Source organism: Methylophilus sp. 42 (assembly GCF_000384155.1).
GTDB lineage: Bacteria > Pseudomonadota > Gammaproteobacteria > Burkholderiales > Methylophilaceae > Methylophilus.
Genome location: NZ_KB913031.1, coordinates 808,897 through 822,824, shown reverse-complemented (window position 1 = coordinate 822,824; position 13,928 = coordinate 808,897). Strand labels below are relative to the sequence as shown.

11 protein-coding genes are annotated in these 13,928 nt (G+C 50.8%); 5 read left to right on the top strand and 6 right to left on the bottom strand.

The genetic code is table 11. The features are described from left to right. Positions 1-6: 6 nt before the first annotated feature. Positions 7-507 carry an RNA polymerase sigma factor gene (locus tag MET42_RS0103980; RefSeq protein WP_019881504.1) on the bottom strand — a complete coding sequence of 167 codons (501 nt, stop codon included), beginning with the start codon at positions 505-507 and terminating at the stop codon, positions 7-9. Between the two features lie 368 nt (positions 508-875). On the opposite strand from MET42_RS0103980, the gene MET42_RS0103970 reads away from it, so the two are divergent. Together MET42_RS0103970 and MET42_RS0103965 are read left to right on the top strand one after the other, a co-directional pair. After that, on the top strand, positions 876-2,786 hold the full coding sequence (locus MET42_RS0103970; RefSeq protein ID WP_019881502.1) for a bifunctional diguanylate cyclase/phosphodiesterase: 1,911 nt from the start codon (positions 876-878) through the stop codon (positions 2,784-2,786). 272 nt (positions 2,787-3,058) lie between these two features. Further along, a complete protein-coding gene (locus MET42_RS0103965; RefSeq protein WP_019881501.1) occupies positions 3,059-4,243 on the top strand; it encodes an EAL domain-containing protein in 1,185 nt (394 codons plus the stop codon). Positions 4,244-4,280: 37 nt separating this feature from the next. On the opposite strand, the gene ada is transcribed toward MET42_RS0103965, so the two are convergent. From ada to MET42_RS0103945, 4 genes are all read right to left on the bottom strand, one after another. Next, entirely contained in the window at positions 4,281-5,354 is a 1,074-nt protein-coding gene (gene ada / locus MET42_RS0103960; protein WP_019881500.1) for a bifunctional DNA-binding transcriptional regulator/O6-methylguanine-DNA methyltransferase Ada, read from the bottom strand. A 107-nt stretch (positions 5,355-5,461) separates the two neighbouring features. Further along, positions 5,462-6,916, bottom strand: coding sequence for a PLP-dependent aminotransferase family protein (locus MET42_RS0103955; protein WP_019881499.1), 1,455 nt, complete (start codon positions 6,914-6,916; stop codon positions 5,462-5,464). A gap of 83 nt (positions 6,917-6,999) precedes the next feature. Further along, on the bottom strand, positions 7,000-7,296 hold the full coding sequence (locus MET42_RS0103950; protein WP_232411293.1) for a hypothetical protein: 297 nt from the start codon (positions 7,294-7,296) through the stop codon (positions 7,000-7,002). 7 nt (positions 7,297-7,303) lie between these two features. Then, entirely contained in the window at positions 7,304-9,628 is a 2,325-nt protein-coding gene (locus MET42_RS0103945) for an FdhF/YdeP family oxidoreductase (RefSeq protein ID WP_019881497.1), read from the bottom strand. A 411-nt stretch (positions 9,629-10,039) separates the two neighbouring features. Here MET42_RS0103945 and groES point away from each other — a divergent pair, with 411 nt between their 5' ends. The 3 genes from groES to MET42_RS0103930 all read left to right on the top strand — a co-directional run bounded on the left by groES (position 10,040) and on the right by MET42_RS0103930 (position 12,926). Further along, positions 10,040-10,327: a co-chaperone GroES gene (groES, locus tag MET42_RS0103940; RefSeq protein ID WP_019881496.1), complete on the top strand. Its 288-nt coding sequence runs from the start codon at positions 10,040-10,042 to the stop codon at positions 10,325-10,327. 46 nt (positions 10,328-10,373) lie between these two features. After that, positions 10,374-12,011 (top strand): chaperonin GroEL, encoded by a 1,638-nt coding sequence (gene groL, locus MET42_RS0103935; protein WP_019881495.1) that lies wholly within the window; start codon positions 10,374-10,376, stop codon positions 12,009-12,011. A 300-nt stretch (positions 12,012-12,311) separates the two neighbouring features. Then, positions 12,312-12,926, top strand: a complete 615-nt coding sequence (locus tag MET42_RS0103930; protein WP_019881493.1) for an FKBP-type peptidyl-prolyl cis-trans isomerase — start codon at positions 12,312-12,314, stop codon at positions 12,924-12,926. A 62-nt stretch (positions 12,927-12,988) separates the two neighbouring features. On the opposite strand, the gene MET42_RS0103925 is transcribed toward MET42_RS0103930, so the two are convergent. Then, positions 12,989-13,906, bottom strand: a complete 918-nt coding sequence (locus tag MET42_RS0103925; RefSeq protein WP_232411291.1) for an SdiA-regulated domain-containing protein — start codon at positions 13,904-13,906, stop codon at positions 12,989-12,991. Between the last annotated feature and the right edge of the window lie 22 nt (positions 13,907-13,928).

Here is a 13,928-nt window from a genome sequence, read left to right as displayed (position 1 = left end):
GCAGGCTTAATGGATCGCCTGTTGAAACGCCCGGATATCCAGCATGGCACGAATCAGGTGTTTCTCAACCATATTGGTACTGATATTGAGCTGCACGGCAATTTCGCGTTGCTTCATCTCATCCACATGATAGAGCCAGAACACCTGGCGGCATTTTTCTGGTAACAAGTCGACTACTCGCTGCAAGTGGTGCAGCTTTTGCCGGGTTTCATACAACTGCTCGGGCGTGCATTCCAGAATCAGCGCGGCTTCGTCAATCTGGTCTTCGTCGACAAACCGCGTCCTGTGGCGAAACTCGTCTACCAGCAAATGGTTGACGATACCATTCAAGTAAGCTTGAGGTGATTCTTCACGTGCCGGATGGCTGGACACGGCAAAGAAAACCAGTGCATCGTGCAAGATATCCTTGGCACGCTGCACACATGCCGTGCGACGACCAATACGACGCAAGACGTCGGTATAGGCCCACTTTAAATCGATGCCGCACCAAGCTAGTGTTTCGCTCATATTCCACCACCCTACTTTGAATAGTTTGATTATTGCAAAACACATGCCATCACCACGAGATTCAATAAGAGATTGATTCTCAATTAAAAAATGTCAATGCATTTAAAAACTGGCAAATCCTCCCGGTTCATTTCAACCATTTTTATAAAAAATGGCTGCAATAAACCATTTAAATATATTGAAATAAAAGTAAAATCACTGCCGGACTCGGGCTGCGCAAAAATACCGCCAACAAAACGGCTGCCAGTGTTTGTTGCCAGACCAAATCCACAATTGGAAAGCTTATTGCGCTGTGTTTACCAGATCAAAACGGGCTGCGCATGCTTAATATTGGATCACTAAAAGACAATAATTAGTCTAAAAAATCAATGTCATTTTTTAAAACGACCAGCCATGAAGTATTGCGAGCGCGCTATAACAGCCTGCTTGAAGATGTGCCTGTCGCACTTTTCACCGCGATTAGTGCCCTCAGCATACAAATGATCGTTTTAAATGACCAGGTGCATTGGTCGCTGTCAATCGCCACCCCCTTGATCAGGATGCTGATTGTTTGCAGCCTGCTGCTGTACTGGTTCTGGCACCGCGACGAACGACCTTCCATCGGCAAAATACGTAAACGACTGGAGATCGCCTCCATCGTTTTTATCCTGGCTGGATTCTTCACCTTCTGGCGTAGCATTTATCTCTACCCGCTCACCGACACCTTCGGTCACTACTTCCTGATTTTCCACAATACGCTTTACGGCTTTTGCTTTGCGTTTATTTTAAGCAAGCTGGGCCCGGCCGCTTACGCCTACAACCTGCTGATGATTTCGTCGGCCATCGTCTGTATTTATCGTGGCGATTTTGAACACGCGCATTTGATGACTTTGCTGATTATGGTATTTGAAGTGGGCATGTTAATCACCATGCGTGGCAGCACCACCATGTTCGATAAATGGGTCAATGCCACGTTTGAAACACAAACATTATTAAAAGAAAATCAGCGCCTGGCCAATCAGGACGTATTGACGCAGTTGCCCAATCGACGCCAGTTTTTTGTACAAGTAGAGCAACAACTGGCGCTGGCCAGGCAAACGCAAGACTGTTTTGCGGTGGGGATTCTGGACCTTGATAACTTCAAACCGGTCAATGATGTGCACGGCCACCATATCGGCGACCTGGTGTTGATTGAGGTCGGCAAACGGCTGGCGCAGGTCAGGCCCGGCCAGGTGCAGTTTTACCGACTGGGTGGCGATGAGTTCGCTTTCCACCTGGTCACCGACGATAAACACGCGTCACTCAAGCAAATCGCCCATGAGATTAACCAGGCAATTTCACAGCCTATCAGCATTGATGGCCTGCTCATTATCGTTAAAGCCTCCATGGGTGCCTGCATTATTTGCGACGACTATATCTCGGCACAAACCCTGTACGAGCATGCCGATTTTGCCTTGTATCACGTTAAACGCACCGGCCGTGGCAATCTGGAAATCTACTCAGCGACGCTGGAACAAGAGCGTATGCATTTGAACCGCATAGACCAGGCCTTGCGCACGGCAGATATCCATGCCGAGCTATATCCGGTATTTCAACCGATTATTGATATTGATGCGGACGAGGTATGTGCGTTTGAAAGCCTGGCCCGCTGGCAAAGTCCCACCATAGGCGCAGTTTCACCAGCCATGTTTATCCCGGTGGCAGAAAGCCTGGGCATGATTGCCGACATCACAAAACTGATGTTCAGCCGCTCAATGGCAGAAATGACGACCTGGCCAGAAACAATGCGGCTGTCATTCAATCTATCGGCTTACGACGTCACCAACCAGGCCGTGATTAAAGAACTGATCCGCATGATGCACACCAGCCAGATCAGCCCTGACCGTTTTGTATTTGAAATCACCGAAACCGCCTTGTTACAAGACTTTGAAACAGCGCGGGAAAATATCAGCCTGCTGCGTAAGGCTGGCGCCAAAGTGGCACTGGATGATTTTGGCACTGGCTATTCCAGCCTGAGTCATGTACAGCACCTGCCGCTGGACAAACTGAAAATTGACCGTAGCTTTGTCAAGGATATTGAAACCAATACCACCAGCCAAACCATCGTGCGTTCGATTCTTACGCTGTGTCAGGGCATGCATATGGAATGCGTGGCCGAAGGCGCAGAAACAGAAAGCCAGGTGCGCTTTTTACAAGCCATGGGCTGCCAGTTGATTCAAGGCTACTACTTCGCCAAACCCATGCCCAAAGCGCAGTTGCAAGCCTATCTGGCCGACGCTAAACTCATTCCAAGCACTTGACCGGCGACCAGCACCTCTACGGGCATTCAATGCCTACCGCCGTACGCATGCTCAACTCACATGGCTCTTAAAAGTTGATAAGAATTACCTGTTTGACAAAAACTATATTAATATCAATTCTTTAATCGTCACATCCACCCATCGCATACGTCGTTGCGATGTCATGTACCACATGTCTGAAAGCGCTTTGCATTAAGCGCCTGCAATACTCAATCGAACCAAACAGGGATCTATTCATCAGTATTTAAATAGATCACAAAGGAGGTTGCGCAATGCGTACAAGCACGCTTTTAATCCTGGATGATGATACTCAGGATGCCAATATCATTGCCAGCGAAGCTCAAAGCCTGGGATTTGAAGTCAGGATATTGGCCGACGCCTCGCTGTTTATTGATGCATTTTTAGCCTGGAAACCCACACATCTGGCGATTGATATCGTCATGCCCAGCATCAATGGCATCGAGATATTAAAAACCCTGGCCCAGCTGGATTGCCAATCAGCCATTATTTTAAGTAGCGGCATTGGTACAGACACGCTGCCTGCCGCGCAACTTGCGGCGATTGAGCACAACCTGAATATCCGCGGCATTCTCTACCAGCCATTCCACCAGCACATATTGAGAAACCTGCTAACAGACCAGGTATCGGTCGACTTGCATGCGCACACCAGCAGCGATATGAGCGCCCAATCATTTATTGTCGATGCTGCGACCATTGATGACGCCATCCGTAACGACCAATTCACCTTGTTTTATCAGCCACAAATTGAATTGCTCAGCGGGAAAGTGATTGGCTTTGAAGGTTTGTTGCGCTGGAAACACCCGACCCTGGGGATCAAGCTGCCCGAATTGTTTATTCCCGTGGCTGAAAAAACCGGGCAAATTGACCAGCTGACGCAGATTGTGATTGAAACAGGATTCAATTTTATTCGATCACTCAGCAAAACGCTGTCATTTTCACTCAATATCTCGGCAAAAAGCATTAAAAACCACTTACTCACCAATGCATTGGTCAACGCCAGCCAATCTTTGGAGGTGGCGCCGGAAAGAATCATTCTGGAACTCACAGAAACCGCCACCATGCACGACCCGGAAGAGGCACAGCAAATTCTCTCTCAACTCAGGACCGAAGGTTTCAAGCTGAGCATTGATGATTTCGGGACCGGCTATTCCTCGATGGCGCAATTGGCCAAACTGCCATTTACCGAGCTCAAGATTGATAAATCCTTTGTCACCACCATGGAAACCTCGTCAAAATCGAGAAAGGTAGTCGCCTCCACCCTCAAACTGGCAGAAAGCCTGGGGCTGGAAACCATTGCCGAAGGTGTAGAAAATACGTTGGCCGCCATCGGTTTGCGCGAGCTTGGCTGCCGCTATGCCCAAGGTTACTACTTTGCCAGGCCGATGGACCAGGCGACTGCCAATACCTGGTTAACACAGTGGAATAATCAGTTTTAGGCTGGGAAAAAGCATCCTCCAGCTCACCCAACAGTCTTCAGTCAGCAGCCTCTTTTGCAAGCAGGGCCTGTTTACGCACCACGCCCCAACGATAGCCAGACAGCGAGCCGTCCTGGCGAATGACACGATGACAAGGAATCGCCACAGCCAGCGTATTCGCGGCGCAAGCACTGGCCACCGCCCGTACCGCTTTTGGCATACCAATACGCTCAGCAAGCATGCTATAGGTCACCGTCTCTCCACTGGGAATCTCGCATAAAGCCTGCCAGACACGCCGCTGAAACAATGTTCCCTGAATATCCAGCGGCAAATTCAACCCGAGTTTGGGTGACTCGATAAAAGCCAGTACGCTGGCAATCATAGCCTCAAAATCCGCATCGCCGCCTATCAAGACTGCAGCAGGAAACCTATCTTGCAACGCATTTAACAACAACCCGGCGTCATCGCCCATGGAGATTGCACACACGCCTTTGGCACTCCGAGCCACCAGCACCGCGCCCAGGGAACACTGCGCCAAAGCGAAATGGATTGGTACCTGCTTGCCACCTTGCACATATTGCGTAGGCCGCATGCCCAGTGCCTGGCTGGAGGTTTCATAAAAACGGCTGCCTGACCCATAGCCTGCTTCGTAAATCGCATCGGTCACCTTCATGTTGACATCAAGCTGCTGGCGCAATCGTTGCGCCTTGTGTGCTGCAACATAGGCCTTGGGCGTCAAGCCAGTGACGGCTTTAAATACGCGATGAAAGTGAAACCGGCTTAAACCGGCATGCTCAGCCAATTGCGTTAAACTGGGACTGGTCTCGGCCGCGTCTATCAAGCGACAGGCCAGCGCTACTTTTTCGGCATAAATATCTGCCAGCGCAGCCTGGCTGGGCTTGCAGCGTTTGCATGGCCTGAACCCGGCAGCCTCAGCGGCAGCGATGGTGGCGTGAAATGCCACATTTTCCGGACGCGCCTGCCTGGCGCCGCAAGATGGGCGACAATAGACACCCGTGGTTTTAACCGAATAAAAGAAGCTGCCATCTGCCTGTGCGTCGCGTGCCACGACCTGCTGCCAACGTGGGTCACTCAGGGTTTGCTGTGCTTGTATGCTGCTTGAAATTGCCATGCTTGCCGTCTCCACTCGAGACCTCAACGATATACCATCATGCAGCGCTAAACACTCCGACGCTTGCGGTTGAATTTGATTGCATCAAGATCAACACTCACGACAGGCTACTCACTCCCCCGCATATTATCTGGGCCCGACTTCTCCGCAGCCAGCATGTCGCGCGCAAGTGCGCCAACATCGCGCACGGCCTGCTCAATCGCCAATGTCCATAAATGGCTAAAATTAAGACGGATATAGTGGGTAAGCTCTTTCTTACGGGAGAAAATCGTCCCGGGTGCCACAGTGATGCCATTGTTGATCGCGGCACGATACAACTCCAGTGCATCCAGTGCTGGTGGCAATTTCACCCAGATGACATAACCGCCTTTGGGCACAGACAACTGCGTGCCCGCCGGAAAACTCTGCTCTATCACATTGCGGATAAGTACATATTGCGAGCGCAGTGTATGGCGCAACTGCCTGAGGTGCTGCTCAAAGCTGTCGCGCTGCATAAACTTGGCAATCGCGATCTGCGGTGCCGATGTCAGTGACAGGCTATTGAGGAACATCAGGCGCTCCACTTCCTGCCGATAGCGGCCAGCCGCCGTCCAACCCACGCGATAACCTGGCGCCAGCGATTTGGAAAATGACGAACAATGCAACACCATGCCCGCGCGATCAAAGGCTTTGGCCGGCAAAGGGGGCTCGTCACTGAAGTACAGTTCACCATACACATCATCTTCAATCAACGGAATATTCTGCTCCGCCAGAAATGCGACTAACGCCTGTTTTTTCTCGTCAGGCATCACAAATCCCAGCGGATTCTGGAAATTGGTGGTGAGGATTACCGCCGAAAGACGTACATTGTCTGCCACAGCACGCAAGGCATCCAGATCGATACCAGATGCTGCATCGGTACGAATTTCGGCCACTTTCATACCCAGCCGCTCGACGGTATGCGCCAGCGCATAATAGCCTGGCGATTCCAGCGCAATCGTGTCACCCGCCTTGGCCACGGCCTGCAGGCATAAGGTAATGGCTTCAGTCGCGCCATGCGTAATCACGATGTCGTCCGGCGATACATCCATACCATTAGCCAGGTAACGGCGGGCAATCTGCTGGCGCAACATCTCGTTGCCAGGCGGCAAATCGCTGAGCACGCCCCATTCCCCCTCGTCATCAGTGAGGGCTTTTTCATATTGATGGATACGTTTGAGTGGAAATAGCTGTGGATCCGGGAACGGAGAGCCCAAAGGTACGGTACCGAATTCGCGAATAGATTTAAGCGTAGTGAGCACCAGCTTGCTGGCATCTACCTCAGATAAATTGAGATCTTTCGCCAATGGCGACGCCTGTTTTTGCTGCAAGCGCTTGCGCGGCGTGACGTAGTAACCTGATTGTGGATGGCTGCTGATAATGCCATCCTGCTCCAGTTGCAAATAGGCACGCAACACCGTGCTAATGCTGAGCCCGTACTTCTGACTGGCTTGCCGCACCGAGAACACCTTGTCTCCTGGCCGCAGTACGCCTTCATCGATCATTGCGCGTATGCGGGCGGCAAACGAGACATAAAGCTTCATGGTAGCCAAGCGGAGAAAGGAGTTGTGATGCTTGCCATTATACGTCAGGCCTGTAGCAGACGGCTGAGCGGCAGTATTAAGATTCAGGCAGCCTGCAACGCAAGGGAAATTTCTTCGCCGCTGGTGGTCAAGCTAGCCACCAGGCGGTCTTTTTGCGTCAATACATTCACCAGCGCCTGCTCGCTTAATGCGGTCATCAGGCGTTGCAAGGTGCTCATGCGAATATCCAGGCGCTTGCAAATCACGGCCAGTGAAACTTGTGTGCGGCCTTGCGCATGTTCCGCATGCAACAACTCCAGAATACTCAACATCAGCACGGTGCTTCTGTCCAGCGGGACACAATTCGAGAGCACGTCATCCGGCGCCGATACGTGATCCACATCATGCTCAAGCAGCATTGGCGACCTCTGGTGCAGTGGTTTTTTCGATAATCACCGGAATAGACTTGGAGGTTGGTGTACGTGAATCATCGGCCACACTTTCCAGCGGCACAAGGTTATTGGTTTCCGGGTAATAACCGCTCAGGCAACCTTGCGGAATATCGTATGACACCACCAGGAACTTGTCTGCCCGACGGGTGATACCATCCTGCCAGACGCTGACCAGGTTAATCCAGTCGCCCGCCTGCAAGCCCATGCGTGCAATATCCGCCGGGTTCATAAAGATCACGCGGCGCTGGCCAAATACGCCACGGTAGCGGTCATCCATGCCATAAATGGTGGTGTTGTACTGGTCATGCGAGCGCGTGGTCATCAGCACAAACAGCTGATCGCCATATTGCTCACGGGCCTGATGGATAGGTGAATGACGCGGAATCGCCTGTAGCGTGAACTCAGCCTTGCCAGAAGGCGTGTTCCAGAGTCGTTCGCTGGAAGGCACCGGCATACGGAAACCGCCCGGGTGCTTGATGCGCTCGTTGTAATCTCTGAATGCCACCGGCATGGTCTGCTCGATCGCATCGCGGATCTTGCTGTAATCCTTGATATATTCCAGCCACGGTGTCTTGCTGCGCTTAAGTGTGGCATGGGCCAGGCGCGCCACGATGGCTGGCTCGGAGAGCAATTGCGGCGAGGCGGGCTTGTTCATGCCATAAGAGATATGCACCATGCTCATGGAGTCTTCTACCGTCACCCCTTGCGGGCCGCTTTCCTGCGTGTCGATCTCGGTACGGCCCAGGCATGGCAAGATCAGCGCTTCCTTGCCATGCACCAGATGGCTACGGTTAAGTTTCGTCGTCACATGCGCGGTCAAATCGCAGTTGCGCATGCCTTCCCAGGTGCGGTCAGTATCTGGCGTCGCAATCGAGAAATTGCCGCCCAGGCCAAAAAATACTTTACCTTTACCTTCTATCATGGCGTGAATTGCGCCCACGGCATCATAGCCTGGCGTTTTCGGCACCTTAATATCAAATACGCGCTCCAGGCTTTCGAGAAACTCCACTGGCATCTTTTCATAAATGCCCACAGTGCGGTTGCCCTGTACATTGCTATGGCCGCGCACCGGGCACAGGCCTGCGCCCTCTTTGCCGATATTGCCGCGCAATAACATCAGATTGACCAGTGTTTTAATCGTGGCAACGCCATGCTTGTGCTGGGTAATGCCCATGCCCCAGGTAGAAATCACGCGATCACCTGTGGCGTAAATCCGTGCGATTTCCTCAATCTGCGCCAAGGGCACGCCAGACTCCTCCACAATCACATCCCAACTCTCCTGGCGTGCATCTGCGGCAATCGCTTCAAAATTATTGGTATGCTGCTGGATAAATTCCAGGTCGACTACGCGCTCGGCACCATGCTTGATCGCCTCGTCATCCCACTGGATCACGAACTTGATCATGCCTTTAATCAGCGCCAGGTCGCCGCCCAGTTTAGGCTGGATAAACAAATCACTGATTTTGCTGCCTTTGAAAGACAGCATATCAAACGGACTTTGTGGGTCGGCAAAACGCTCAAGGCCACGCTCTTTCAGCGGGTTAATCGCCACAATACGTGCGCCACGCTTGGCCGCTTCGCGCAGCTCACCCAACATACGCGGATGGTTGGTGGCCGGGTTCTGGCCAAAAATCAGGATGGTGTCGGTATGCTCAAAATCATGCAAAGTCACCGACCCCTTGCCGATCCCCACCGTTGGTGGCAACGCCATGCTGGTAGATTCGTGGCAAAGGTTGGAGCAATCCGGGAAGTTATTGGTGCCGAACTCGCGCACAAACAACTGATACAAAAATGCGGCTTCATTGGCGGCACGGCCAGAGGTATAAAAAATCGCCTCATTCGGGTCGGCCAGCGCATTCAAATGTGAGGCAATCAACGCAAAAGCGTCATCCCAGGAAGTTTCTTCGTACTTGTCTGTGGTGGCGTTATAACGCATCGGATGCGTCAAACGGCCTTCGTTTTCCAGCTCAAAATCGCCCCAGCCCATCAGCTCGGTCACCGTGTGTTTGGCAAAAAACGCTGGTGGCGTACGCTTATTGGTCGCCTCTGCCGCGACGGCTTTCACCCCATTTTCGCAAAACTCAAAAGTTGACGTGTGCTCTTTGTCTGGCCAGGCGCAACCCGGGCAATCAAAGCCATCCGGCTGGTTTTGGGCCAGCAACGTCATGATGCCCTTCACAGGAATCTTTTGCAGCGCCAGTTGCGCAGCGACTTGCTTTAACGCCCCCCAACCGGCGGCTGGGTGGTGATATGGCTTAATGGAAGCTTTTGGTTGCGACATAGTCTCTAACGGTGAACTGGCACACATGAACCATTGCCAGTGTATGAATGCGGAATGACGTTGATTGCCATCCTAAGGCAAGCAACACCAGGAAACCAGATACAGAAACGCGTAATTTTTAGAGTACAGTTGCACACCAAAAAAGCACAGATGCCAGTATTGATGCGGATTGTTTCATCGCATTTTATTTACAGAGCATGTGCGTTAAAGACCTTCGTCTTAATTTCGTCAACTCTATAAAGTACTTTAGGCATTCCCATAAAAAAATTACGTGTTTGCACTTGAAATCAAAAAACTCTATCCCCAATTAGCAATCAAGGTACGTGAGTGCTAAAATGCGTACCGCATTGATTAAAAATTCGTTTTAATTTCACCCTTATAACACTTTAAGAAAACTCCAAGGAGACATTCATGAGTATTCGTCCATTGCATGATCGAGTGATCGTTAAACGCGCCGCTGAAGAGCGCACAACCGCTTCTGGCATTGTGATTCCAGACAGCGCTACCGAAAAACCAGACCAAGGTGTGGTGCAGGCAGTAGGCAATGGTAAAAAAGACGACAACGGCAAAGCAATTCCTTTGGACGTAAAAGTCGGCGACAAAGTGTTGTTCGGCAAATACTCCGGCCAGACTGTTAAAGTCGATGGCGAAGAGCTGCTGGTGATGCGCGAAGAAGACATCATGGCGATTGTTGAGTAATTGACTCACAACCACCCTTATCTAATATTGAATTAGGAGAATTTAAATGGCAGCTAAAGACGTAAGATTTGGTGATGACGTTCGCCAAAAAATGGTAAATGGTGTCAACGTATTGGCTAACGCAGTACGCGTGACTTTAGGCCCTAAAGGCCGTAACGTGGTGTTGGAGCGTTCTTTCGGCGCACCTACCATCACTAAAGACGGTGTGTCTGTGGCTAAAGAAATCGAATTGAAAGACAAATTCGAAAACATGGGCGCACAAATGGTGAAAGAAGTTGCTTCTAAAACCAATGACATCGCTGGTGACGGTACAACAACTGCAACTGTATTGGCACAAGCCATTATCCGTGAAGGCATGAAATCTGTTGCCGCCGGTATGAACCCAATGGACCTGAAACGCGGCATCGACAAAGCGGTTGAAGCAGCCGTTGCAGATCTGGCAGCACAATCCAAACCATGTACAACCAGCAAAGAAATCGCACAAGTAGGTGCTATTTCTGCTAACTCCGACACCTCCGTTGGCCAGATCATTGCTGATGCGATGGACAAAGTGGGTAAAGAAGGCGTGATCACTGTTGAAGATGGTTCAGGCCTGACCAACGAGCTGGATGTGGTTGAAGGTATGCAGTTTGACCGTGGTTACCTGTCTCCATACTTCATCAACAATCCAGAGCGCCAAATCGCGTTGCTGGACAATCCTTTCGTGTTATTGCACGACAAAAAAGTATCCAACATCCGTGACCTGCTGCCAACATTGGAGCAAGTAGCGAAAGCGGGCCGTCCATTGTTGATCATCGCTGAAGATGTTGATGGCGAAGCATTGGCAACCCTGGTGGTGAACAACATCCGCGGCATCCTGAAAACGACCGCTGTTAAAGCGCCTGGTTTCGGTGACCGTCGTAAAGCCATGCTGGAAGACATCGCGATCTTGACCGGTGGTACTGTGATCTCTGAAGAAGTGGGCCTGAAACTGGAAGCCGTACAATTGCATGACCTGGGCCAGGCAAAACGCATCGAAGTGGGTAAAGAAAACACCATCATCATCGACGGCGCAGGTAACGAAGAAGCCATCAAAGCCCGTATCGGCCAAATCAAAACACAAATCGAAGAAGCGTCTAGCGACTACGACCGTGAAAAACTGCAAGAGCGCGTAGCCAAACTGGCTGGCGGTGTGGCTGTGATCAAGGTTGGCGCAACGACTGAAATCGAAATGAAAGAGAAAAAAGCCCGCGTGGAAGATGCATTGCACGCAACCCGCGCTGCCGTTGAAGAAGGCATTGTGGCTGGTGGCGGTGTTGCACTGATCCGTGCCCGTGACGCGATTGCTAAAGTGAAAGGTGACAACCTGGATCAAGATGCTGGTATCAAAATCGTTCTGCGTGCAGTTGAAGAGCCACTGCGCCAAATCACTCAAAACGCTGGCGTTGAGCCATCTGTAGTCGTGAACAACGTAGCGGCTGGTAAAGGCAACTACGGTTACAACGCGGCTAACGAAACCTATGGCGACATGGTTGAAATGGGCGTATTGGATCCAACCAAAGTGACACGTTCTGCACTGCAAAATGCAGCTTCAGTCGCTGGCTTGATGCTGACGACTGACTGCATGGTTGCTGAGCTGCCTAAAGAAGATGCACCATCTGCACCGGATATGGGCGGGATGGGTGGCATGGGCGGCATGATGTAGCCTTTGGTTTGATTACATCATTTGCCGACCATCAAACCCAATGGCGCGGCATGATGTAATTTCAGCGTCGCTAAAGCGGCGATTGCTGCGTTGCATATCCTTGTCGTACTTATTGTACTGCCTGCGGATACGCGCCTTGCACTCATCGCTTTAACTTGCTGAAATGCCCTAAGCAGCATTAAAACAAAACCCGCAAAAGCGGGTTTTGTTTTATCAACGACTCTCCGTCATAATGATGGATTAAATCACTGTTTCACACACGCATCCACGCATGCTATTTAAATAACGAAAGAACACATCATGGCAACTCAATTAGACTCACTCACCCAACGCTTAAGCTATATCGTCGGTGAAAACCTGGCACATCAACTTAAAAATGATGGCCTCGAACTGGACGCAGAAGTGGTCGCACTCGCAGTGAAAGATGTCATGTCCGGTCAGGCGTCTCGCTTAACTGATGACGAAAAAAGAAGCGCAGTCGAGCAAGTACAACAAGAGAGCCAGGCAAGGCAAATGGCTGCGCATGCTAAAAACAAGGCTGAGGGCGAAGCCTATCTGGCAGACAATGCAAAAAAAGAAGGCGTGACAACGACGGCCAGTGGTCTGCAATATAAATCATTGGTGACTGGTAGTGGGGCAAAACCAACCACCAGCGACCGCGTCAAAGTGCATTACAGAGGCACGCTGATCGACGGCACGGTGTTTGATAGTTCTTATGACCGCGGTGAACCGATTGTTTTCCCGGTGACTGGCGTGATCGCAGGCTGGGTAGAAGGCTTGCAATTGATGAATGTAGGCAGCAAGTTTGAGCTGACGATTCCATCCAACCTCGCCTATGGCGCAAATGGCAGCGGCCCGGTGATTGGCCCGGATGCAACACTGGTATTTGAAGTTGAGTTGCTGGGCATTGAATAATCTCCAAGCGTGCACAACAAAAAACCCGCTGCGGCGGGTTTTTGTCTTCTGAATGCCGCAATCTAGATATGGCTTAATGGGGGCTTAAACACATAAAACAGGTTCGGCTCACTGACGATATAAATATTACCCTCGTCGTCAATCGACACGCCTTCCGCTTGTGGCACACTGTGATGCAAGCCATGAAAGCCCTTCCAGAGTGCAAGTGAGCCCATGGTTTGTCCGGATTCGTTAAATTGTTTCAGCAACTTGGATTCATCACTCAGCAAAAAAAGATGTCCGGATTTTTCATGATAGGTCACAGAAGACAAATCCCGTAGTGCCCACTTCAACGCACCATCAAACTGCGTCAGCCGTTCGACTTCAATTGTATTTTGTTTTTTGTGCTCGGGATCATACAAGCCGCTCACTGAGATGACATATTTGGGATCACGCTCTTTCACCACAATCAGCCTATGGTGGACACTGTCCCAGGAAACCCCTTCAAAATTCTTGTTGCCTCGCTCATGCATGCCGAACCGCAGCAAACTGGCATCGTTAATTGAAATCTCACGCGTTTCCGACTTAATCTGTAGTAGCCATAACTTATTTTCCCGCTCGTCAGCAACGACATAATAGTCCTGCTCAACATGAGCAATCCCTTCCAGGTCATCGGTGCCATGGACTTTAATCTCGCGCAGTGGAACGCCATCACGACTCAATTCAACAATCATGCTCATATCATTGAGCACGGTAAACAACGTGCCGGTTTCGTGATTAAAGGTCAATCCGGAAGTGTTTTGGTAATGGGCCAGCGGTTTGGCCTCAATGGCGACTTGGTAGTTGGCCAAATCCAGTCCATGGTGATCCGGGCTATGCCACTGGTGCCATACATGCCAGGCAAGGGCTTCTGCTTTCAGCATATACAGCATGGATAGCAACCCGGCCAACACACTGAACACCACACCGCTTCTGACTAACCACTTCTTTTGAGACTGCACGCTTCTTCAACCCGACGATTTA